Origin of the sequence: Paenibacillus sp. OV219 (genome assembly GCF_900110075.1) — a bacterium.
Lineage (GTDB): Bacteria > Bacillota > Bacilli > Paenibacillales > Paenibacillaceae > Paenibacillus_Z.
This window is the reverse complement of record NZ_FOCJ01000008.1, coordinates 171426-195443: the sequence shown is the minus strand read 5'-3', so window position 1 is coordinate 195443 and position 24018 is coordinate 171426. Positions and strand designations below refer to the sequence as shown.

Sequence of the window (24018 nt, the reverse complement as noted above, 5' to 3'; positions counted from 1 at the left end):
TTATACCCCTTTTTGTCTAGATTATTATGAATACGTCAGTTGACATTTCCACCAATGGTTAGATGCTGCATAATGAGACATGGAAGCGTTACCATAAAGATGTGTCAGATACCTTGCGTGAGAGGCGATTCGCGAATACGACAAGTATAAGTCCAATTATACCTTGTATCATTCCGACAGCAGTCGCATAACCAAACTGGCCGTTTTTTAATCCTACGCGAATAATGTAAGTATCCAATATATCGGAAAGCTGCATATTACCTGGTGTCCGGAGCAAGTATAGCTGATCGAAACCGGCGGATAATATGTTGCCAAGCGATAAAATGAACAGAATAACGACGGTAGGCATAATCGAAGGAAGCGTAATGCTCCATATCTCTCGAAGCTTGCCTGCGCCATCAATCTTTGCTGCTTCATACATATCGGGATTTACACCTGAAATCGCTGCCATATAAATGATTGAATCCCAGCCGATCGACTTCCACAAATGGCTGCCGAACATAATCTGATAGAAATACTTTGGGTCCATCATGAAGAAGGTGCTTCCATCGCCGCCCATATTCGTGATGAGTTCATTAAGTAAGCCTGTATCTGGCGCAAGAATCCGCTGAACAAGACCAACTACGACGACCCACGAGAGAAAATGCGGTAAGTAGAGAACGCTCTGCGAAACGTTCTTGAACCATTTGTTCCGAACCTCGTTGAACATAAGTGCCAGCACGATCGGAAACGGCAAGTACACAAACAGCTTCATACAACTAATAATGAGCGTATTCTGAATCAATTCTCTACTCTGATACGAATGAAAGAACGTTACGAAATAGTCAAACCCGATCCATGGACTTCCAAGAATTCCCTTGTTGAACTTGTATTCCTTGAAGGCGAGAAGCAAGCCCCCCATCGGAATATAATTGAAAATAATGAAAAACAAGAGACACGGGAGCAGCATGAAGTATAAGTAGCGATGGAGCACAATGTTTTTCCACAAAGCAGCTCCAGGCCTGCTCGGCTTCATGTTCGAAGTCGACGTCTGTGCCATAAGCTTTCAATTCACCTTCTTCTCTCAATGATGTCAATCGTCTCGCTTGTGTTATTTCTGGAAACGTTACCAGAATGTGTTTGAAAAAATTCATTTCCTAATGTGCTGGAAATGAAAACGTTATCATAATGTGATTATAGCAACTCTTCCAAAATAAATCTATAACATAATTTCATTTTTACAAAGTTTTAATAGATGTTTCGGCTTCCGGATGTCGTAATGGGATCTAAGCTCATTTCCACAAACGACTTCATCTGAATATCTTCTTTGACCGTCGTCTAGGTTACCTGTTATAAAGACCCGCTTCTGCGCGTTCAGCTGCTCGTAGCTAAGCTCACGCATATTATCTGGGTGTATACCGCAGCCTGTGTGGGCCGCGGTCTGTTCTGCTCATATCAAGAATAGCCTATCGCTTTCCAGTATAGATGGCACAGCTGGACAGGATATCATAACGAATCGATCTCATATCTACGTTCCCAAATCCATGGGTCCACCGAGTAGGTGCAAAGTTAGCTAGACTATTCATATTCATGACATATTTAATTAAACTTGCTGCAATAACCGCTTAACGGCCAGTTCCATCTTCTGCAAATTGTCAAAGCTAAGCGCTATGCTATCAAGCGGATTACCCGGGCAATAATCCTGCTCCACGCAATACCATTCCACACCGCTTTGCTCACCCCACGCAATAATCGGAACAAAATCGATCACTCCAGTCCCAATTTCCGCAAAGTATTCGCGTCCGTCCGAAGTCATATCTTTCAGATGCAGAATAGGCATACGTCCAGCATACTGCCGGATATAGCTAAGCGGGTCCAGCCCCGCCTTCTTCACCCAGTAAGTATCAATTTCCGGATAGACAGGATTAACGGGGTCCAGCTCAAGCACATAATCCAACGCATATTGTCCATCAAGTGATGTATGAAACTCGAAGTCATGGTTATGGTATCCTGCCCGCAATCCCAAATCAGTTACTTGGCTTGCGACTTGGCGCAAATCGTTACGAACGCTCCGGTATCCTTCAGGGTTCATCAGTTCATCCGGCAGCGAGTGACAGATGAAATCCTTCGTCTTGAACAAGCTCGCCTCCTGCAGTACAGCCGGCAAATCATACTTCATCCGCTCAAGGCCGACATGCATACCTGCCGTATGAAGGCCAAGCTCATCCATTACCGCTGCGATTTCTCGCGGATCATTGCCGTGCAAGCCGTCGATCTGAACAGCGCTCCAGCCCATCTTCTTCAATTCTTTAAGAGTGCCAGGAAAATCCTTCTTCAACTCGTTTCTCAGCGTATACAGCTGTGCCGCAAATTTTTGTCTCATCCTGCCAGCTCCTCACATTTTAGATCCAACCATTCAAGCTCTTGTGCCGTTAATTCAATCTCCATCGCTTTCACAGAATCCATCAGCTCCGCTTCATTTCGGGGCCCGATAATAGCACCTGTCGGGAATGGACGGTTAAGCACGAAGGATAGAGCGATTTGCAGCGCGGTGACGCCTTTACGTTCTGCCAGTTCCTTCGCACGCTCATAACGACGCCAGTTGTCACCGTTGTAATAAACGCGCACCATCTCCTCGTTCGAGCGATCCTCAGGCGAGAACAGACCTGTGAAGAATCCTCCAGCCTGCGACGACCAAGAAAGCAGTGGAATCTGGTACTGTTCATGCCACTGGCATGTCTGCTTATCCGCTGACACGCAGCCGGCCCATCTCGGCTCGTTCGCCGTCGCGAGTGCGAGGTTCGTACTGCTGAACATAAAGCCTTGCAAACCGTTAGCCTTTGCATAATCATTCGCTTCTTGAATGCGCTGATACGACCAGTTGGACGCGCCGATCGCACGTACTCGGCCTGCAGCCAAGTGGAGATTCAACTCATCCATAACCGGACCAACTGGCGTTCCTGGCTCATCGCGGTGAAGGGCATACAAATCAATATAGTCGGTTTGCAATCGTTCAAGACTTTCATACAAATCTTTACGAATCGCTTCCGCATTCACCCGAGGTCCCGGGCTCCCATCGTCATGATGAGCGCCTTTAGTCATAATGACCATCTGACTGCGGTTTCCTCTAGCTGCCATCCACTCGCCGATCGTCACTTCTGCTCTTCGGTATTGATGCGCTGTATCGATAGTCGTTCCGCCAGCTGCAACAAAGATATCGAGCATTTCCATTCCGTCCATCTTACTAATATCGCCTGTCCCCATCATAAGCCGAGACAGCGAAACGCCATTAATCGTCAAGAATTCCATTATATATTGCCTCCCTGTATGACTAGCATTTTTCTGGTACCGATACCAGAATTGTATTATGTGATTAAGAGATGCCTAAAATAATAGCCCCTTCCACATACTTCAATAGTAGATTAAGCGCTTAATCTCATTGTACAGATAATAGCGGTTGTTCTCAACAGCTTTTTGTATGCGCTATCAGTGTTTATTTTTGGAATTTTATTTTATTATTCCTAAAAGCCAGTACACTGCTTCTTCTAAATCTTTGCCTTGTTTGGCCTGATTGTTTATAGAAAACTGTAGTTTGCTGATACTGAAATATGAAAAAGCATATCATCCTTTTCTTTATCGAGGGGCAGCTCGCTCCTGGGCTTATCTCGTCTAGCAATAAAAAAAAGCGGGCAAAGGCCCGCTTTTTCTACGCCTCCGCACCGCCACTTCGCTATCCCAAGCTGCTCCGGTAATCCGCGAGCACCTCATCAATAATTCGCTTCGCCACGCCTGCAAACAAGGGATTGCTTTCCTTGTAATAAGGATACGCGATCAGCCCCATCGATAGCGCGAAGCCTTTGCCTCGCACCCAGGTCTGCTCATCCGGCTGCAGCTCCGCCCGGAAGATCTCCCGCGTCTGCGCATCGAGTATGCTCCATGCGAACAGCATGTCGTACGCCGGATCGCCTACGCCTATGCAGCCAAAATCAATCACCGCCGTTAGCCGTCCCTCATCAATCAGCAGATTACCCGCATGAAGGTCACCGTGAATCCATACCGGCTCCCCTTGCCACTCCGGCAGCTTCATCGCCGCAGACCATGCGTCAGCCGCCGCTTCATGATCAATCTCGCCGTGCATATCCGCAATAATCTTGAGGACGAGCTCATCCCGCATGGCGAGCTTATCCCTCCGCGAGCCTGCTGGAAGCGGCCCGCCAGTCGGATCGATTCGATGCAAAGCCGCGACGAACTGCGCCATCGCCTTCGCCGCTTCAGCCAAATTGTCAATACGTCCGACGATTGCATCCACACCGCTGAACCACCGATACACTGCCCACTGCCAAGGATACCCTTCGGCAGGCTCACCAATCGCTATCGGTGTTGGAATCGCCAAAGGCAAATACGGAGCCAACTTCGGTAGCCAATGCAGCTCCTTCTCTGCTTGTCCGGTCGCCGATTCAATTCGCGGAAGCCGCACCGACAGTTCATCGCCAAGCCGATAGATGGCGTTGTCCGTGCCGGTAGACTTTACCCGCACAAGCGGAAGCTCCACCCATTGCGGGAATTGCCCTGCCAACAGGCGCTTCACTAACGCGGCATCCACTCTCACCTCACCAGCATGCAAGCTTCCTGCTTCTGCTTCTGATCCTGCTCCTGCCCCTGCTCCTGCTCCTGCTTCTGCATCTGCTCCTGCCTCTGCGCCTGCTCCTGCTTCTGCCTCTGCTTCCGCAACCACTTCTAATCTATCTGAATCGCTAGTTTTCTTGATTTGATCCATAGTCTGAGCCAAACCTCCTGCTTGTATTGTTCATCGCTTTAAGCCAGCCAAACTCCGCAGTTGTTTTCATGACAATCACTCGCTCTCCGTCTGGATATATGCCCATTGTATGGGAGTATTTTACTCAAGACAATAACGGATTGCTCGGATACCCACAAATCGCGCACAGTAGCAAAAATGCTCCCCGTATCGCAGCAGCCAGGCTTCAAAGCCTGCTGCCCGTAAAAGGAGCATTCATGTTCTCATATGCTATATGCCGGTGCTCTCATAGCCAGACATACTCTATCTCTTCCTGCACGCTTCGCATCATACAGCGCTTGATCCGCAAGCTTGAGCAGCTGCTTCACTTCATAAGCGGCTTGACGATCTCCCGCAGCAACGCCGAAGCTGGCTGTAATCGTGATCGACTCCACCGGCATCACCAACGGGTGATCGGCAATCTCCGCGCGAATGCGCTCCGCAGCTTGTCCCGCCTCTTCCAGTGTCATGCCAGGCAGCGCGACAACGAACTCCTCGCCGCCATATCTAGCGAACACATCTCCATCACGAAGCATACGGCGGCATACGGTGACGACATGCTGCAGCGCTTGGTCGCCGACATCATGGCCATACGTATCGTTAATTCGTTTAAAATAATCAATATCAAACAGCAGAACGGCGAAGTTGCCACCGCTTGCTACCGACTGCGCAATGAGCTGTTCACTCATGTGCAGGAAGTGATTGCGATTGTAAATCCCCGTCAGCCCATCGTAGAAAGCAAGCGAATGCAGCTGTTTCTGCAGCTCAACCTGCTCCGAAATATCAATCAGAATGAGCAGCTTGCCGACCACCTGCCCCCCGCTCTTACGGACGACCGAGGACCGAACGCTGTAATGATAGGACCGATCGCCGATCGTCCAGATCACTTCTCGCTCATCTTGGAGGTCACCATTCACCAGATTCGCAAGCGGCTCATCGGTATAGTACCGCCATAACTCCTCAATAGGCATGCCAAGATGTTGTGCGGACAGCTCAGGCATAACAAGCGCCGCTGCCGGATTATAATCGACGAGCCGATTCTCCAGATCCAGCACAAGAACGCTGTCGCTCATGCTCTCAAACAGATTATCGCGGGCGATTGGCACCACGTTCAACATTCCTCTGCCAGCGAGCGCCCACATATAAAGTGCGGACGTGACGGCCATAATGGCTGGAATCGGGTCAATGCCATCTGGCGTCAGGTTGCCCAGGTACAAGAAGTCTCCTGCCAGCGGCAGCAGCAGCGCCGCAAGCATCGTCATATGCTGAAGCCGATACGACGACTTCATGCGATTCCAATAGATGAGCAGCAGCGTAACTCCGCCGATCATGCAGCCGAACGTATAAGCACCTGCGATAATGTACCACGGCCCGGCGTTCAGGTTCGCTTTTAGAAAAGAAGCCCCTTGCTTCAGCTCAATCGAGCGGTAGTACAGCCCATGTGCATCATTCGTCAGCACGAGCACGAGCGTAATTACTGGAAGGATGAACATTGCAATACGGACAGGACGCTTTAGTAAGCGGTCCATGCCGAGGAAGTACATAACGAGCAGCAAATTAAGCGGCGGCAGAAAAGGCATTCCGAAATACTCCGCCTTAATCCAGAGCTTAACCTCCACAAGAGTGCTCGATGAAAGCTCAAGCGTAGAGCCAAATACATAAACCGCCGATAGAAGCGTGAAGGCGATGAAGGTTTTGGACATAGACTGCTTGGCCCGGTAAAAGAACACGTAAATGCCCATGATGACATTAATGACGCCGGCTGTCACCATAAGCGTTAATATCGCCGAATAAGGCGTTCCCACTATATAAACAACTCCACTTATCGGTTGAAACCTGGCTGCTTGGTCACAAACGATTCAAAATATGCGATTGACCTTCCTCAGCAGTATAAAGCATTTTGGCTAAGCTGTCCTGTACATTTACTGCCGCCTCGCATTAGGTCACTCGCCCTCTTCGCTCGGCACAACGGCATCGCGGATCTGCTCAAACGTAATCGGGGTGTAGTCCCAGTGTTCTACGCTGACGTTGAAGTAGTTGCTGCCTGCATATTTTTGCGAATGAATATGTCCATGCACGTTCACGTACGGCATATGCTTGTTCATGTACATCGGCTCATGCGAGAGGAAGAAGAAATCCTTGTAGATGATCGGATGCTCGCTCACCTCATCGAAGCCAACCTCCAGCCACCACGCCCGCGAACGGCCCCTGTCATGATTGCCGAGAATGAGGACCTTGTAGCCGTTCAGCCGTGACACGATCGTCTTCGTCTTCTCTTGATTCAGAAACGAGAAATCGCCTAAGTGAAACACTTTATCCTGCTTGCCGACGACCGTATTCCAGCACTCAATCATCCGCTCGTTCATCTCATCGACATCGGCGAAAGGCCTCGATTCGAAATCAATAATAGGCTTATGTCCAAAATGATGGTCGGAGATGAAGAATACCTTTTGCATGGTGGTCGCTCCTCTGGTCAAAGTTGATAGACAGTTCTTTTGTAACCATTTTAACCCATTTCCCACCTAAAAAAGAAGCTCCACCTTCCGAGGTACGGATAGATGGAGATTAGCAAATAAACGGCTATTGCAATGGCTTTTTAATAAAATCACGCATCAGCATATTCGATAGAGCAAGTGCCTCTTCACGCGAACTTGCTGGGGCCGACAGCATCATCCCATTCACATCGCTCCAGACTGTATGCCCTTTTGCACCTGTCGAATAGTTGTCAGGGGTTGACAGCAGGAACGTCACTTGACTGAAGTCCGCGTTCGCAAATAGTTGATGCGATTGATATATTTCGGTGTCTACGGCTGCTCCCCGGCCATTCAAGATCACATAAGGATAGGCCATTGAGCCCCAACCGTCGTCGGCAAAATGAATCTCTAACTTCCGCTGATCCGCAGGAACCGGAATTTGCTCACCGGCAATATCAATTGTACCTTTGAATACCCGATCCCCTCTGAGGCTCGTATACAGCTTACCTTGAATGACAACTGCTGTAGGCTCCGTACCAAACTTAGCCCCTTCGGAACCTAGCTGATACTTTACGCCCGATAGCTGCACATCAACTGTGCGAGGGTATTTCACATAAGTGATCCATCCAGCGCCAATGATGATAATTAGAATTCCGATTGCTACGATCCATCTTTTCATTGTTCAAACAGCCCCAAGCTTAATCATTATTCATAATCTTATAGAAATCAGGATGTATCCAAAGCGATTCTACTTCATAACCTTTGGTCGGGACATCACTAAGATCATAGGGCATAATTCGTTTTAGAAAATCAGTAAATGAGTCCGTAATATATTGCAAATCACGCAGCACCGCCCGATGCCGATGTGCACGTTCATGATCCCAAATATAAATCTCGCCATAATTCTCAATGGATAGCGACATCAGAACAATATTTCCGCCCTCTGTGCTGCAGATGGGAATCGAGTCTGCCGGCAACAGCTTCTTATAGAAGCGGTATTTCTCCATAAGATCATCGCCATTCTCCAAGCCGAAACCAAAGAAGGACTTCATAATGGTTGATTCCATGTCCAGTGGATGGTAGATCTTCATATGGAATATACTTGGCTCTGGATACCCGCCATTAAACTGTTCCAAGAACGCGATATAGTCAGCGGGAAGCCTCAATCTGATTTGGTTCTGAAACTGATCGATGGTGCTTCTATCTGCTCGTACCTTGTTGTTAATGTTAATCAAGAGGGAACCTCTATTCTATTACTGATTGTTGTATTCTAGTTCATTACTATCTTGGCAGAAACGTGCTCCTTTGTTTAGAGGTAAATTATAGGTGATAGCATCGCGCCGACTCGCTTTCGTCTAACGAATTCCACAATCGCTATTGGACTGAAATCACACACTTTTAAACTCTAACGAATCGTATAGACGTTATTACCGGCAAAATGGTTGCATGGAGCCGGGAAAGCGGCGAATAGCGATACGGTGATTCGTTACAAATAAAAAGCAGCGACCAATGGTCACTGCAAGTTCGCTTACTTCTTCCCCGACCCGAACCCGATCACGTAGCCATCCAAATCCTGCACGGCAAAATCCTTCCAAGCTCCCCAGTCATGCTCAGTTACGACCGGCTCTGACACGATAATCGCATCGCTCGATTTGAATTCCTCGTACAGTGCATCCAATTCCTCATGCGTTTGCACGTAGGCGTAGGTATTCCACGTTCCTTTGTTCGGCCGAACGTCGCCCGGGTCTTGCGCCTGAATGAGCTTGAAGCCCAGTCCGAAGTTATCCCGAATTGCCCAAAACTCATTCACTTCACAGCCGAGCGCCTCTTCATAATATTTCTTCGACTTCTCGAAATCCGAGACTAGCAATACCGTAAGAGAGTTTTCAATTCTGGCTTTCAGCTTTTCTGCCATCGCGGGTATCTCCTCCTATTCGAATCGAATCCGGTAAGTCCGGATCGCCAATGTTGGAATCTCAACCTTGAGTGCGCCTCCTGCTAATCTCTTCTTTCCCTACCCGATACTGGAAATCCTCTGTCACCTTGAAAATGCTCACAATTCAAAATGCGTCTTAATCCTATTCGCAACTTCCTCCGGCGTCAGATCGGTATTGTTAATTCTCAAGTAACGATCATGCACAAGTTCACCTTCGCCCGAGTTCAGCCGGTGCTGCTCTACTCCTGCGAGCATTCTCGCTTCCGATTGCTCCACATCCCGCTTCGATGGCTTATGAGCGAGCCGATTCTCGCTTCGGTTCCGCTCGATTCTCGCGTCCAAATCCGCCTCAAGCTCGACCCAGTACACTTCGCCGCCGTTCTTTTCGAATATATCGCAGATTTGCTTCGCGTAAATCCAATCCTGCTGCACTTCAAACGACCATACGTAGGTGAAAATCATTCCGTAGCCCTCGCCCTTCGCGTACGTCTCGAAGATCTGCATTCGGAACTGATAGGTCAACTCCCACATCTCCGGGGTAAACCCGAAATACGGGCACAGCAGCTCAATCGTCATATGATTATGGAACAGCTTCAGTTCCGTGATTTGCGCAAGCTCTTGCCCTACCGTCATTTTGCCGACAGCCATCGGACCGAATAGAAGTACTAGCTTCATGTTGATCACCATCCATTTCTTGGTATTTATCTCCTATTCGCGTTTCACGTCGACCTATCCTCCCAAGTAAACATACAAAAAACGACATAAGCATATAAAAACGTTGACTTTCCTATTAGGGGAAGGTTTATCTTTAGGTTAAGTTATTCCGGCCGGAGTACTTCATGAGGAGGCGCCTTGCTTGAAAATTAGCGAATTCGCTGCAATGAACAACGTAACTGCCAAAATGCTTCGCCATTATGACGAGATCGGGCTGCTGAAGCCTACCGCAATTGATGCGGAGACAGGCTACCGTTCTTATGAGTCTAACCAAGCGCATCTATTAAATTGGATTGTCATTCTTAAAAATCTTGATTTTTCATTATCCGAAATAAAAGAGCTTCTGAGCGGTCCTACGGATGGCTTCCGAATCATCCAACAGCTGATCCGTAAGCGTGTCGAAATTCACTCCGCGTTAAATGTGCAAATTCAGAAGAAAGTCGCAATTGACCGCCTCATCCACTTCATCGAGAAGGAAGGGTTTGAAATGGATAAAAAAGTAGATTTATTGCTCCTTGAGCAGGCAGGCGTTCATGAAATCAAGAAGAACATCCCAAATTTCGAAACGTTCCTTGATGCAGCTTCTAGCATCGTCGACTCGTGCTCCGCACAGGATCAGATTAGTGTGTTCCGCCTCGATATTAGTCATTTTAAACAAGTCAACGACGATTACGGCTTCGAGGTAGGGGACAAAGTCATTGTCGCTTTCTATCAAGTAATTGAATCGAATGTCCAGCGCTACTTGTCCGGGGCCGCTATCGGCCGTGCTCACGGCGACGAGTTCCTCGTCATTGCCAAAGCCGAAGAGCAATTGTGTGTTCAAACCGCGCAGTCTATCATTGATGAAATCAAGCGGTTCGACTTCTCCAGCATCGGATGCAAGAAGCAAATGGGCTGCTACATCGGCGGACTCGTAGGTCATATCCAGCTGCCTGCTATTCGCCAAATGGTCGAGGATTCCATTGAATCGCTTAGCCGTGCGAGAGACAACGGTCCGAACTCCATCGCGATTGAATCCTATCGTGCGTAGGAAGCAGCTTTGAAAAGGACAAGCCCAGGCACTCCGATGTGTTGGGCTTGTTTGTTTATTTATCTATGCTCCCCGCGGAAGCAGTCCGAGTCCATACGGTCATTTCTCCCTGCTGACGATTTCCCCACAAGTAATATGGTACCGCTTTAAGGAGAACGCTTGGTGACTGCTCATTATTTTCTAACGGGCGGTACGGTGTATCCTCCTGCCATGAATTTCTGTTGTCCGATTGGCCTTCCGCTGTAATCGTTACCGCCCCTCCAAGCAAGCTAGTGTCGTAGTTGGACTGGAGTTCCATCTCCGTTCGAATGGTCAAGGCTGAGAGGGCATTGCCGTTATCGACTTCCTCCAAGCAATAGACAAGAGGCCCTCTCTCAATAGCGGCTTTGCCCGCATTCGCTCGAATTTCCGGATGAGCAACAGTCAGCTGTGCCTTCAGTTCAGGCTCCCACACAACGACATCACCCTGCGACCATACACGACATACGACAGCATACCCATTCTCCACTTCATATTCCGAAGATTTTCCGTTAATTGTTAATGCAGCCTTCCCGCGGCTCCAAGACGGTATTCTTAGCGCAAGCGTGAACGCCTCCTTCGGCGCTTCGGTTAGCTCGATCGACACTTGGCCTTCCCATGGAAGGTTCGATTGCTGAACAAACGCCACCTTTCCCGCCGCCAATGTAAAGCTAGCTTCGCTGCCGATAAAGAGATGCGTATGAATGATATTGTCCTCTGTAGACGTTGTGTAGATGTACTCGTTCAAGGAGCTGAGCAGCCGAGCTACATTCGGCGGACAGCAGGAGCAGCCGAACCATTTCTGCCGTACAGCCTTTACATGATGACGTCCGGGATTTAACTGTGAAGCCTTCGGCCACACCTCCAGCGGATTAACGTAGAAGTAACGCTTGCCGTCCTGCGACATGCTCCCGATCACGTTATTGTAGAGCGCCCGCTCCAGCACGTCCGCATAGTCGCCCTTCACCTCCTGCTGCAGCATGCGCTGAGCAAAGAAGATCAACCCGATGGAAGCGCAGGTTTCCGCGTATATGGTGTCGTTCGGAAGATCGTAATCGAACGTAAACGCCTCACCGTGATGCGTTGAGCCGATTCCGCCCGTAATGTACATCTGCTTCTTCGTCGTATTCGCCCATAGCCGGCGACATGCATCCAGCAAGCTCGTATCCCCCGTAAGCCTTGCTAGATCCGCCATAGCCGCATACATATAGACAGCTCGGACCGAGTGACCAACTGCCGTATCCTGTTCGCGAACCGGACGATGCGCTTGCAGGTACGCCAATTGATTAGTAGAAGGGACCGGCAGCTTCTGCTTTGTCCAAATACTAACCCCTTCACTTTGCCTGCATTCCTCAGTGAAGAAGTTCGGCTCCGCTCCCCGCTCATCGATGAAATACTTCGCCAGCTCCAGATATCGTTCTTCTCCCGTTGCCTTGTGAAGCTTGACCAGCGCAAGCTCAATCTCTTGGTGTCCGTCATAGCCGCGAAGCTTGCCGGGCTCGCTGCCAAATACGAGGTCAATATAATCAGCGAATCGGCACATAACTTCGAGCAGCTTCCTCTTCCCCGTTGCATCATAATAAGCGACAGCAGCCTCTATCATATGACCCGCACAGTAGAGTTCATGCGCTTCATAGAGATTCGTCCACCGCTCTCCGGGAGCTTTTACCGTAAAATAGGTATTCAAGTAGCCATCATCATGCTGAGCCAATGCAATCAGGTCAATAACCTCATCCGCTGTTCGTTCCAATGCTGCATCTGGATGATTCGCAAGCGAGTAGCCTACCGCCTCAAGCCATTTCGCCACATCGCTGTCTTGAAAGACCATACCGCCATATTCGCCCTCTTCCAGTCCTGCCGCAATGCGGAAATTACGGATCGCATAACTCGGTTCGGCATCCGCAATTCGATCATTCAGCGCTTCCCATTGATAGGGAATGACCGTCTTCCTGACAAGCTCTATGTACGAATCCCAAAATCTATCGCTGATCCTTACTTGTGGTGCTCCCATCTGTATTCCCTCCTGGAATTCGAGTGACTTTTATATGACTTTTGACTATTCTTGTTATCCAGTTTATCGTTATAAATAACGGGAAACTACGAATAAGACCAACACATTTTTTATAAAATATGACACTCATTTCGAGAGCAGGGATGTGCACATGAACCAGCAGCAGACATTCGTGATAATGGAGATTCCTCCCGTTCCGTATTACATTACAACCGGGTTAACGACCTTGCAGCCGGGAGAGCAGCATCCGAGCCGGAAGAACATCGGGCTGTTCGATTTATTATGGGTTGTGAAAGGGACGCTCTATATTGGCGAAGACGATCAAGAATGGTCGTTAACAAAGGGACAGACGCTGCTGCTGCTTCCGGACCGCTATCATTATTCGGTCAGACCGTGTGAGGAAGAAACGATTTTCTATTGGACTCATTTTGATTTCACAGGAACCTATCATGTGGCGGATACTCCTCAAGACTCTGTCCATCCGGTGCGCAACGCTTGGAGTAACCCTTATATGATTCGGATTCGGCAGTACGCCTCGCCGCCGCAGTTCGAGATGGCTGAGCGGCATTTGCAGAAGCTGCTTGCCTCGGCTGGCGGGCTCCGCTCCGAAGCGTTCTGGAATGAGCAGCAGCTCTTCATGGAACTGCTGCATGTGCTGGAGGAGAGCAATAGCGGGAAGAGCAATTCCCCTGCCTTGAAGCTTGCGGAGAAGACGGAGGCGTTCCTGCGGCAGTATTACCAGACAGAGTTGACGAACGAGAGCCTTGCGGCTGCACTTCATTTTCACCCGAACTATGTTGTGCGATGCATGAAAGAGATCTACCGCTGCACGCCGATGGAGTACCTGCACGAATACCGGCTAGAGCAAGCCAAGCTGCTGCTTCTCAAGACGGAATGGTCGATTGCACAAATCGCCGAGCATGTCGGCTTCCAGTACGCGCCTTACTTCTCCAGCTGCTTCAAGCAGTATGCCGGCGTCTCGCCTCTTCGGTTCCGCAAGCAGTACTCGTCGTAGGAGTGCGCCGGAAGATGAAAAAGAAGCCTTCGTCGGGAAGGCTCCCTAGGTGACCATAGGTCACTGCTTATTAATATACCGACCAATTCGACCTCTGATAGTCGCTTGCCGCTTGCAGCTGCTGAACGCTGACGGTTGACCGCTGCAGTAAACCATTGGCTTCCCGCTTGAGTAGGGAAGCCAATAGGATACCGCTTATACCGGCAAGAATTGCTGGAATAACAGTTCTGCCCAACGCTCACACGATTGAATCGTGCGACCCGCATTATGCGGCGTATGCACGACATTGTGTCTACCAAGAAGTTCGTCTGAAAGCGGCAGAGGCTCAATATCAAATACGTCTGCAGCGAGGCTGATTTCGTCCTTCAGTACGCGTTCCCGAATCGCTTTCATATCGCAGACGTCAGCGCGCGTCACCAATACGACTAAACAGCCTTTCGGCAGCGCATAGATGTGCTCAGCCGTAACAAGGCCTTGCGTTTGCGGTGTCAATGGCACCATCGGCGCGAAAATTTCCGCATCTTGAACGAGCCGATCCAGATGCCATTCCTTTCGTGCTCCCGTACGGTGGAAGTTAGGCTCCGGAGCGAACGGGTCCCACGCCGCAACGTCAGCACCGAGCATATTGACGAAGCTTGCGTATCTGGAGGCGATATTGCCAGCTCCTACGATACGAATACGCTTGCCTTCGACCGTTCCGCTCGTAAAGCCAGGGTTATCCCCGAATTGATGCCCTCTGCGCTTTGGATTATCGCCAATCGGATCATAATCCCAAGGCTGCAAGCTTGTCATAATCTCGTGGTGGGTTTGCGGAATACGCCGCAAGCCGCATAGCGTTAAGGCAAGACCGAACTCGGATACGGACTGTCCCCAATACCCTTCGCTATTATGGCGGTACAGCTTCACCCCAGCATCTTCTAAAACTTGCTGCAGGTCTTCTGGAATTGTGCGGTCATATGGCTGTGTTATAATGACCGCTTCTTGCAGGCTGCTGAAGGCACGCATACCTTCGGCCGTAATGGGGCCCATCAAGGTAACTAATCTCGTAACGCTGCCCGGCTCTTCGATAAGCTGGTCCAGCGTGCGCGTTTCCCCTCGCTCCAACCGCGTAAACTCCGCTGCACCTTGCGCCGCAAAGAGGCTGTGGAAGCGATCCGCTGTCCATGGCCATACGATTTCGAACGCAGGACTTACAACAATGACCGTTCTCATCTTCTGTAGTTCCCTCCTTAAAGACTAGCGAATGATTGCCAGCTTGCATTCACAACATCTGGATTCGTGCTTCCGCAGAAGACGAGAACGCGGTACTTCGAGGTGCTCACTTCACCAACACCAAGCTGCCAAGCGCCAGAGATGCAGCGGCTCGGCGAGATACCGAGTTGATTATCGACGCGCCAAGGAACCGGATGCTCAGCGTTGCCGGGGTGATCCATATAAGCGATACCCGCTTCATCCGACCTGCCTTCGATCGGCAAGCAGCAAGCGACCCAGCGAGCGCGCTGCCCTTCTGCTTCCCCATTAATCTGGCCTTCACTATTGATCGCTTGACCCCCGAACTCTTCACGATAAGGCATTCTGAGGAACAAGCCGCCATAGGTGTATTGTCCGAAAGTAATCGCAGTTACCGCCTTTAAAGACCAGACCAGGTCCAGCTCGTAGCGTTCTCCGTGATCGGTAAGACGCCAGCCTTGAGTCTCAATCAGCATCGGCTGTCCATTCGGATCGAGCCACTCTGTCTCTACTTCCCAAGCCGCATAGTTCGTCTCGACAATGACCGCTTGAAGACGCAACGGATTAAAGCTGCCGTCCGTAGGCTTATTCCGAAGCCCTTCTTCCCAGAATCCGACCCCATTCACATCGTTCAGCCCCACATAAATTCCGTGCTGCCAAGGATGATGAGGAGGCACATTTTCCGTCAGTACGCCGCCTCCATCTGGAGCAACGACCGGATGAATATAGGGTCTCTTACCTGGCTCTGCGTGCTGCTCCACGATCGGCTCGGACTGAGCGCTGCGAAAGATTCGGATGCACGACTCCGTACTCTCCACTCTTAAAAAGGATGGCTGCATCTTCTTTTCCCCCTTCTCCTATTTGCGGAATTGCGGAAGCTTCACCAGCTCGCCGCCTTGCATCGCGGATTCATGTGCACAGATCCCCGCACAGGTCCAGTTAGCCGATGTATATACATCTGGAAAAGCAGGACGCTGCTCCACAATACTCATAATAAATTCATGTGCCAAATGCGGATGGGAACCGCCGTGGCCGCTGCCCTGCTTGAAGGATAAGTGCACGTTCTCGGATGCGTCATAGACACCTTCCGTAGTATACTTTCGGATGCCTTCTGGTAGCAAATGGGCATAATCCGGCACGTTCACCCGCTCCGCCTGTTCGCCAGTAAATACGACTGGAGCTTCACCTTCCAGCTGCTGCCATTCGAAGCTCATTTTCTCCGCATAAATATCGAAGCTTTCTACATATTCACGCGACGTTGCGAACAAGGAGCGGCTTACTTCCATCGCCAATTCCGAATTACGCAAGCGGAATAAAGCGGATTCAACAGCGAACGGAGAACCGTACTTCTCAGCGAGGTTGTCAGCGATGCGGCCTGAGCCTTGACAGGATACGAAGTCGGCTTCTTGACCAGCCAGCGCCAGAAGCGGACTTACGGCGTGCGTCGCATAATGCATCGGCGGAAGACCTTCCCAATAACCAGGCCACCCCGCCATTTCCTGATGGTGCGCCCCGCGCAAGAACTGAATGCGGCCAAGCTTGCCCGAATCGCGCAGTTCCTTCACATACAAAAATTCACGTGTAAACACACAAGTTTCCATCATCATATAGTTTTTCCCGGATTGCTCTTGCGCTTCCACGATCTGGCGGCATTCCTCCACCGTCGTAGCCATCGGAACGGTACAAGCAACATGCTTGCCTGCTTTAAGCGCGGCAATGCTCAGTTCAGCGTGGTTCGGGATCGGCGTGTTAATGTGTACAGCGTCGACCTGATCGTCCTTCAACAATTGCTCGAAGCTCGTATATCTGGCGCTAATGCCGAAATGATCGCCAATTTGGTTCAAGCTGTCTTCTGATCGTTGGCAGATCGCATACATCTCAGCATGCGGATGATTTTGATAAATGGGTATAAATTCTGCTCCAAAGCCTAGTCCGATAATAGCCACACGTACTTTTTGCTGCATTTGAGCATCCTCCTAATAAGTGCTTGCTAAAGCGCTAACAAAACTAACTTTAAACCGAGTGGCAGAGGAAGTCGATGCAATTATTTTTTATAAAAATGAGATTTTTTACGCGAGTATTGTATAATAAGTAACATGATTAGGCGTTACTATTGGGAAATATGTCGAAATGGAGGGGATCTAATGAGTTTATTCACATCACCGAGGCGCAAACAGGTCGCGCTGCTCATCGAAACCTCTAACGAGTATGCGCGCGGACTGTTAAACGGGATCAAAAACTACCTTCGTGAACATGCATCATCTTGGTCCGTCACGTTAGGAGAATATAGCAGAGGCAGTAACAATTTCGCGTGGCTGGACCATTGGAACGGGGACGGTATTATTGCGCGGATTGAGAATGAGCAGACGGCGAGGTTCATCCGGGAGAAGGGGCTGCCCGCTATTGACGTCAGCGCATCCAGAAGAATTCCTACCTTGCCTTGTGTGGAAACGAACGATCAGTCCATCGCAGCGATGGCGGCTGAGCATTTCGTGGAGCGCGGCTTCAAGCATTTCGCTTTCTACGGCGACCCCCGCTTCCAATGGTCGATTCTGCGGGGCGAAGCCTATCAGGCATATTTGCGGTCGCAAGGCTACGATTGCCTATTCTTCGAGCCTGCGGACGCGGCGCATGAAGAGTCATGGCATTCCAGCAGCGAAGAGCTGATCCGCTGGCTGAAGGAGCTGCCTAAACCGATCGGAATTATGGCGTGCTATGATATTCGCGGCCAGCAGCTTCTGGAAGCATGCCGATATGTCGGCGTTGCCGTGCCTGATGAAGCAGCCGTTATTGGCGTCGATAATGACGAATTGCTGTGCGAGCTTTCCAACCCGCCTCTGTCTAGCATCCAGACGAACGCACTCAAGACCGGATATATAGCTGCGCAGCTGCTGGATCGCATGATGGCGGGCGAGTCCATTGAAGAACGGATCCACTTGATCGAGCCTACCAGCATTCAAGTCAGGCTGTCCTCCAACGTACTTGCCGTTGAAGACAAAATGGTATCCGATGTCATTCGCTTCATCCGTGATCACGCTCACGAAGACATTCAAGTGCAGCAACTCCTTGATCACTTCTCGGTATCACGCCGCGTACTGGACAGCCGATTCCAGAAATCGCTTGGACGAACGCCGCATGACGAAATTCTCGCGGTCAAGCTGAATCTGGTCAAGAAGCTCTTGGTCGATACGAAGCTCAACCTGGCAACGATTGCCGAGCGAACAGGCTTCGATAATACTGCGCCATCTTCGACTGGCAAAGCCTTTAACTAACAAGAAACCCGACTTCATTGACGAAGTCGGGTTTCTCTTAATAAGGGACTGTCATATCCGATAGAGCCTAGCCTTCAACCGAAAGCTCCCTCTGCCCGATCAATGATCGTTACTAGCGAGCAAATGGCTCAGTACATTCACAGGTGTTTGTCCAACAATAAGCCTCGAACCATCCGAATACCCTTCTTCTCGGCCGTTAAGCTCACTGATCAACCGCCCGCGCCACAGCGTAAGCAAGTGCTCGTGCTGCTCAAGCCCCGCCAAATTGCATAGCTCCTGCGGATCATGCTCCAAGTCGAACAGTTGCTCTTGGCCTGTTTGCGAGAGCCAGATATACTTGCATTTTCCATCGGTCAAATAGTGGGAGGACAGCTCGCCATAGCTATGTTCTCCATGGATATATGCACGCCACGCTACCTCATTCTTCGCCACTCGCTGAGCGAGTGGAATGACGCTCATGCCATCAACGGAACTTGGAATCGGAACGGCTGCCGCATGAAGCAGTGTCGGCATAATATCCTGCAATTCAATGACGTCGTCCACCAGCTTCCCATTCTTCAATTCCAATGTACCGGTTGGATCGCTCAGAATAAAAGGAACCTTCGCACTGCCCTCATAAGGAAGTATCTTCTTATACAACAAATGATCGCCCATCAGTTCGCCATGATCTGAAGTAAACAGAATGATTGTATTGCTCCGGACACCATATTCGAATAAAGCATTCAACAGACGCCCGATTTGATGGTCTACATGGGTAATCAGCGCATAATAAGCAGCTAGTGCCCGCTGCCGCATACGCTCATGCACAATGCCGCGGCCCGTTGTCGGATTCAAGCCGTCGCGACTGCTATCGGACCGATCCGCCCAATCGCCAATCGGCGGCTGCGGCAGCTCGAGCCCGTCATACAGATCCAAGAAAGCTTGCGGCGGATCGAGCGGCGGATGAGGCCGGACAAACGAAGTCCATAAGAAGAATGGCTTGCTCGGATCGCGTCTGCGCAAGAAGTCGATTGATTGCGTCACTGCCCAGTTCGTGGGATGTAGGGATTCATCCAGATGCCATGGCCGCGCTACCGTCGAGGCGTTGCAATCAAGGCCATTGTCCATAATATCTACACTTGATCCTGCTTTCTCGCGAAGCCAATTCACGTAATCATCGCACTGGTCCCACCATGACAACGGGGTCGCCTTGGAACGGTCCCGGTTGTAATGCATATAGCCATCATGCAGCACCACGTTATGGAAACCGCATAGGTTGCGAGTGGGATATACATGCATTTTGCCAACACACTGAGTATGATAGCCTGCCGCTGCGAATTCCCCGGCAATGGTATGCTCATAGTTCCACGGCACACTATCCTGATACCCGACTCTGCCGTGATTCTCCTGTTTCATGCCGGTCATGATCGCTGCTCTTGCCGGTACGCAAGAAGGCGTTGCTGTGTAGGCGTTCGTGAAGGTTGCCCCATTCCTCGCCAAGTTGTCCAAATTCGGAGTTTGAATGACGGGATGGCCCAGATAGTGCAAGCAGTCCCCTCTCATTTGATCTACGGTAATTAACAAAATATTCGGCTGCATCCTTACATCCTCCCACTTTGTGCGGTTCACCATTATTACTCTCAACATCTAACTCTATCTTACCTGCATACAAGACCCCGCTGCACGTCAAAATCGGGAGATTTATCCATAGAAGTACGTGAAAGCGCAGAATTACATGTATAATGGCTTCAAACGTTAGCGAAAAAGGAGCTTCGGACAATGGACCTGCAATCATCTTCGATACAACCTTGCTGCGCGGCTAAGCGGAGCGAAGCGAATTTGAATTCTCTGAATTTGAATGTTCCGCTAGACGTGCAAGCCTCTTTACAGCTCGATCCGCGTGATAAAGCTGTCCTTCCGTCTGACCACGAACGTGCGGAGCTACAGAACATGGTGCATTTGGCAGGCGGGTCCTTCCTGATGGGAACGGACGACTCTGAGGGATTTCCGGCCGACGGGGAGGGACCGATCCGAGAAGTGACGTTGGAGCCGTTCTATATGGATCCTTGCGCAGTTAGCAATGCAGAATTTGCCCGTTTCATCGATGAAACAGGCTATGCTACCGAAACCGAACAGTTCGGCTGGTCGTTCGTATTTCATGCACTCGTCTCTCCTGAAACGGCGAAGAAGGTGGTAAGCGTCGTTCAAAGCACGCCGTGGTGGTGGGTCGTGCAAGGGGCGGATTGGAGGCATCCGGAAGGACCGGATTCCGATATTGCAAGCCGGTTAGACCATCCTGTCGCCCAAGTCACTTGGAAGGATGCCGAAGCGTACTGCCGCTGGGCAGGTAAACGGCTCCCTACCGAAGCGGAATGGGAATACGCCGCGCGCGGAGGGCTTATGCAGAAGAGATACCCGTGGGGCGATGAATTAAAGCAAGGCGGCGAGCATCGCTGCAACATCTGGCAAGGGAAATTCCCAACGAAGAACCATGCCAGCGACGGCTATGTCGGAACATCGCCAGTAAACGCCTATCTGCCTAATGGTTACGGACTGTACAATATGTCAGGAAACGTATGGGAGATGTGTTCAGACTGGTTCAGTCCGAACGATCACCTAACAGGACCTCGCCACAACCCGAAAGGTCCAGCCAAGGGGACGGCAAAGTCGATGCGCGGCGGCTCCTTCCTCTGCCACAAATCCTATTGCAATCGCTATCGCGTAGCTGCACGCAGCTCGAATACGCCTGACAGCTCCAGCAGCAATATCGGATTCCGCTGTGCGCGGGACGCCTAACAAATAAGGTTGTATCTGACAACCTTTTCTCATGTGTATATAACAATGCCTGCCACGCCTGCCGCCGCAATCACGGCAACGGGATGCAGCTTATACCGCGTGAGCAGCACCAAGCAGCCCGCACAGATGACTAACGTCGATACAGTCATCCACGTAAACGCCTCTTTGCCGCTCAAGAATCCAAAATGCAGCGCCGCGTATGCGATCATTCCCGCAATGATCGGTCTTAATCCATACAGCGAGGACCTCAGCCACTTGCTCCCTTGGAACCGGAAGAAGAGTGCCGATAGCAAAACAATAACGGCAAGCGACGGCAGTACCATGCCAAGTGTTGCGGCGATGCCGCCTAGTATGCCAGCCGAGTCGTAGCCGACGAGCGTCGCTGTGTTCGTCGAGATCGGACCAGGGGACATGCCTGCCATCGCGACCACTTGTTGGAACCGCTCCGTCTCGAGCCAGCCATGCGCTTCGACTTCATATTGAATCATCGGGATGACAGCATAGCCGCCGCCGAAGGAAACGAATCCGATTTTCAGAAAAGTAAAGAACAACTGCCATACCATAGTCTGCCACCCCTCTCTTGTCTAAATGTAATATTCAGGCGCGAAGAGCTCCTGCGCGCTAGGCCGCGATTGAAGTTGATCCATACTCGTTCTATGCCCGATTAGCTCCTTGCCCTTGATGATTGCGATGCCCGCGAATAACCCGATCACAATGATATAGATCGGGTTGATTTTAAATATAACTTGCACGAGGACGGTCACGATTGCGACGGCGGCCGTTGTTTTGTCTATGACAGACGCCTTCGCCATCCTGTATGCCGCCATCAGAATGAGTGCGATTACTGCGCCATGAATCCCTTTCAAAGCGGCAATCAGCTTCGGATTCGAGCCGTACAGCAGATACACTAGGCTAAGCACGATGACGATCATAAGTGCCGGAAGCGTAATGCCTATGACGGACGCGATCGCTCCGGCGATGCCGGCTTTGCGATACCCGACGAATACAGCTGAGTTGACCGCTACGCCTCCCGGCGCACTGCCCGCGAGTGACAGCATGTCAGCCAATTCCGCTTCATCGAGCCACTGCCGCTTGCCTACGATTTCCCGTTCGATGATTGGAATCATCGCATATCCGCCCCCGAACGTCGATGGACCTATCTTTGTAAAGATGGCGAACAGCTCGCCGCATGTTCTAAATTGCTTTTGCCAATTGCTCAGCATGACCGCTCAACTCCTTATACCTTTATAATATCATCTTTATTCCATTTTGGATTTAAGTATTTGGTGGAATTTCGTATCAAATGAATTTATGTCAGTTATATAAGGCGTTGATAAATAGTATTCCGATGAGAAAAATCTATTTTGGATTAAAGTTCGTTGAGATATAATAAATGATAGTTGGAGCATTCATACGAAAGATAACCGATAGGCAGGGATACACCGTGAACCTTATCGAAAGTCGAGTTTCCACCCCCAAAGAACGGATTTATTCGCGGATCGCTGAGAGCGGCGGCACGATATCCAAGGCGGAGCTGCTTGCGGCTGACCAATTGACGAACAGCACATTGACCCGGCTCCTCGACGACCTCGTTGCCGATGGGCTGATCACCGAGACCGGCTTCGGGCCATCAAGTGGCGGCCGTAAACCGATTCTCTACCGGATCAATCCGGATTACATGTATATTTTCGGATTGGAAATATCCCGGTTCTCTTCTACGCTCGGCCTATTCGATATGGCGCTAAATCCGAAGTCGCTCGTCCGCTGGTGGATGGATGAAGCCATGAAACCGGAAGCGCTCGTCGAGCATGCCTCCGGTTTAATGAAGCGTTTATTGAAGGATCACGGAATCGGCGCGGAGCAAATCTTGGGCCTTGGAATCGGCGCCGTTGGTCCGCTTGAGCGAAGCCAAGGGATCATTCTCCGTCCGCTGTATTTCGCCGCCGAAGGGTGGACGAACGTTCCGATCTGCCAGATGTTCGAGCAGGCGACAGGCCACCTTGCCATATTGGAAAATGGAGCGAACACCGCGCTGATGGGCGAAATCGTAGCCTCGCACGAACCACGCGCCGAGCACGCGCTCTATGTGCACGCCGGAGTCAACCTACGCGCCGCCATGATGACGAACGGACGCATCGTCCATGGCAAATACGATACCGAAGGCTCAATCGGACAAATGATCGTTCATTCCGACGGTCCGAGGCTGCATGAGAACGGCAATTACGGCGCGCTTGAAGCGTTCTGCTCCGTTCCCGCATTGGAGCGCGAGGCACGAGCGAATGCGAAGAGGGGCAGTTCTTCGCTATGCGAGCGATACGGGGTCACCCAAGAACGGATCAATTACGAAGTCTTATTGAAGGCGCTGGGCGACGATGAACCTTCCGTGAAGCAGTCCTTCCAGCAGGCCGCCGCTTATCTCGGCATCGGACTGGCTAACCTGATTAACCTCTATCATCCAGAGCTCGTCCTGCTCGGAGGCATCCTCTTGAACTCAAGCCCCGACTTCTATCGGATCGCGACGGAGACTGCACTAGGGAATACGTATTACGCCCCTGATTACACGCCCCGCTTCTCCAGGGGCAGCCTTGCCGAGGACGCCGTTGTGACAGGCGCGGCATTAAATGTTCGGAATCGGCTGGAGATTGGATAATGTAAAAAAGCGATTGCTCATTATGAAGCAATCGCTTTTTTGTTGCGGGTAAAACTTTCCGGCGCCCTTTGAAAATTTTCTTGTTGTCCACATGTTGCACAAACAACTGTTTAATGTAT

General features: G+C 50.5%; 22 protein-coding genes. 5 read left to right on the top strand and 17 right to left on the bottom strand.

Going from position 1 to position 24018, the window contains the following annotated elements; genetic code table 11:
* Positions 1-88: 88 nt before the first annotated feature.
* From BMY11_RS20355 to BMY11_RS20310, 10 genes are all read right to left on the bottom strand, one after another.
* Positions 89-1039: an ABC transporter permease gene (locus tag BMY11_RS20355; RefSeq protein ID WP_090580425.1), complete on the bottom strand. Its 951-nt coding sequence runs from the start codon at positions 1037-1039 to the stop codon at positions 89-91.
* A gap of 543 nt (positions 1040-1582) precedes the next feature.
* The gene (locus BMY11_RS20350) at positions 1583-2362 is read right to left on the bottom strand and encodes a sugar phosphate isomerase/epimerase family protein (RefSeq protein WP_090580422.1); all 780 of its coding nucleotides are present in this window, start codon (positions 2360-2362) and stop codon (positions 1583-1585) included.
* On the bottom strand, positions 2359-3288 hold the full coding sequence (locus tag BMY11_RS20345; protein WP_090580419.1) for an aldo/keto reductase: 930 nt from the start codon (positions 3286-3288) through the stop codon (positions 2359-2361). The genes BMY11_RS20350 and BMY11_RS20345 overlap by 4 nt, the downstream gene beginning before the upstream one ends.
* A 421-nt stretch (positions 3289-3709) precedes the next feature.
* Positions 3710-4756, bottom strand: a complete 1047-nt coding sequence (locus BMY11_RS20340; protein ID WP_090580416.1) for an aminoglycoside phosphotransferase family protein — start codon at positions 4754-4756, stop codon at positions 3710-3712.
* 242 nt (positions 4757-4998) lie between these two features.
* Positions 4999-6579, bottom strand: a complete 1581-nt coding sequence (locus tag BMY11_RS20335; protein WP_090580413.1) for a histidine kinase N-terminal 7TM domain-containing diguanylate cyclase — start codon at positions 6577-6579, stop codon at positions 4999-5001.
* Between the two features lie 138 nt (positions 6580-6717).
* On the bottom strand, positions 6718-7230 hold the full coding sequence (locus BMY11_RS20330; RefSeq protein ID WP_090580410.1) for a metallophosphoesterase: 513 nt from the start codon (positions 7228-7230) through the stop codon (positions 6718-6720).
* Between the two features lie 124 nt (positions 7231-7354).
* Entirely contained in the window at positions 7355-7927 is a 573-nt protein-coding gene (locus BMY11_RS20325; protein ID WP_090580407.1) for a hypothetical protein, read from the bottom strand.
* 19 nt (positions 7928-7946) lie between these two features.
* Entirely contained in the window at positions 7947-8483 is a 537-nt protein-coding gene (locus tag BMY11_RS20320; protein WP_090580404.1) for an SMI1/KNR4 family protein, read from the bottom strand.
* 293 nt (positions 8484-8776) lie between these two features.
* Positions 8777-9163 carry a VOC family protein gene (locus BMY11_RS20315; protein WP_090580402.1) on the bottom strand — a complete coding sequence of 129 codons (387 nt, stop codon included), beginning with the start codon at positions 9161-9163 and terminating at the stop codon, positions 8777-8779.
* A 138-nt stretch (positions 9164-9301) separates the two neighbouring features.
* On the bottom strand, positions 9302-9859 hold the full coding sequence (locus BMY11_RS20310; RefSeq protein WP_090580687.1) for a P-loop nucleotide/nucleoside kinase family protein: 558 nt from the start codon (positions 9857-9859) through the stop codon (positions 9302-9304).
* Positions 9860-10040: 181 nt separating this feature from the next.
* Between BMY11_RS20310 and BMY11_RS20305 the strand changes: the two genes are divergently transcribed.
* Positions 10041-10928 carry a diguanylate cyclase domain-containing protein gene (locus BMY11_RS20305; RefSeq protein WP_090580398.1) on the top strand — a complete coding sequence of 296 codons (888 nt, stop codon included), beginning with the start codon at positions 10041-10043 and terminating at the stop codon, positions 10926-10928.
* A gap of 55 nt (positions 10929-10983) precedes the next feature.
* Here the strand turns inward: BMY11_RS20305 and BMY11_RS20300 are convergent, their stop codons facing one another.
* Positions 10984-12957 (bottom strand): glycoside hydrolase family 127 protein, encoded by a 1974-nt coding sequence (locus BMY11_RS20300; protein ID WP_090580395.1) that lies wholly within the window; start codon positions 12955-12957, stop codon positions 10984-10986.
* A gap of 151 nt (positions 12958-13108) precedes the next feature.
* On the opposite strand from BMY11_RS20300, the gene BMY11_RS20295 reads away from it, so the two are divergent.
* A complete protein-coding gene (locus tag BMY11_RS20295; protein WP_177182732.1) occupies positions 13109-13972 on the top strand; it encodes a helix-turn-helix transcriptional regulator in 864 nt (287 codons plus the stop codon).
* A 195-nt stretch (positions 13973-14167) separates the two neighbouring features.
* Here the strand turns inward: BMY11_RS20295 and BMY11_RS20290 are convergent, their stop codons facing one another.
* From BMY11_RS20290 to BMY11_RS20280, 3 genes are read right to left on the bottom strand one after another with little or no spacing between them, the layout of a single operon-like run.
* A complete protein-coding gene (locus BMY11_RS20290; protein WP_090580391.1) occupies positions 14168-15184 on the bottom strand; it encodes an NAD(P)-dependent oxidoreductase in 1017 nt (338 codons plus the stop codon).
* Between the two features lie 17 nt (positions 15185-15201).
* Complete coding sequence (locus BMY11_RS20285; protein WP_090580388.1) at positions 15202-16041, bottom strand: DUF6807 domain-containing protein; 840 nt, start codon at positions 16039-16041, stop codon at positions 15202-15204.
* Positions 16042-16059: 18 nt separating this feature from the next.
* Complete coding sequence (locus BMY11_RS20280) at positions 16060-17166, bottom strand: Gfo/Idh/MocA family protein (RefSeq protein ID WP_090580385.1); 1107 nt, start codon at positions 17164-17166, stop codon at positions 16060-16062.
* A gap of 180 nt (positions 17167-17346) precedes the next feature.
* Here BMY11_RS20280 and BMY11_RS20275 point away from each other — a divergent pair, with 180 nt between their 5' ends.
* Positions 17347-18474: an AraC family transcriptional regulator gene (locus tag BMY11_RS20275; protein WP_177182731.1), complete on the top strand. Its 1128-nt coding sequence runs from the start codon at positions 17347-17349 to the stop codon at positions 18472-18474.
* A gap of 99 nt (positions 18475-18573) precedes the next feature.
* On the opposite strand, the gene BMY11_RS20270 is transcribed toward BMY11_RS20275, so the two are convergent.
* A complete protein-coding gene (locus tag BMY11_RS20270) occupies positions 18574-20052 on the bottom strand; it encodes an arylsulfatase (protein WP_090580379.1) in 1479 nt (492 codons plus the stop codon).
* A gap of 180 nt (positions 20053-20232) precedes the next feature.
* On the opposite strand from BMY11_RS20270, the gene BMY11_RS20265 reads away from it, so the two are divergent.
* Positions 20233-21249, top strand: a complete 1017-nt coding sequence (locus tag BMY11_RS20265) for a formylglycine-generating enzyme family protein (RefSeq protein ID WP_090580375.1) — start codon at positions 20233-20235, stop codon at positions 21247-21249.
* A gap of 29 nt (positions 21250-21278) precedes the next feature.
* On the opposite strand, the gene BMY11_RS20260 is transcribed toward BMY11_RS20265, so the two are convergent.
* Positions 21279-21812, bottom strand: a complete 534-nt coding sequence (locus BMY11_RS20260; RefSeq protein ID WP_090580372.1) for a chromate transporter — start codon at positions 21810-21812, stop codon at positions 21279-21281.
* 21 nt (positions 21813-21833) lie between these two features.
* Positions 21834-22472 carry a chromate transporter gene (locus BMY11_RS20255; RefSeq protein ID WP_090580370.1) on the bottom strand — a complete coding sequence of 213 codons (639 nt, stop codon included), beginning with the start codon at positions 22470-22472 and terminating at the stop codon, positions 21834-21836.
* A 221-nt stretch (positions 22473-22693) separates the two neighbouring features.
* Between BMY11_RS20255 and BMY11_RS20250 the strand changes: the two genes are divergently transcribed.
* A complete protein-coding gene (locus BMY11_RS20250) occupies positions 22694-23899 on the top strand; it encodes an ROK family protein (protein WP_256217666.1) in 1206 nt (401 codons plus the stop codon).
* Positions 23900-24018: the final 119 nt, after the last annotated feature.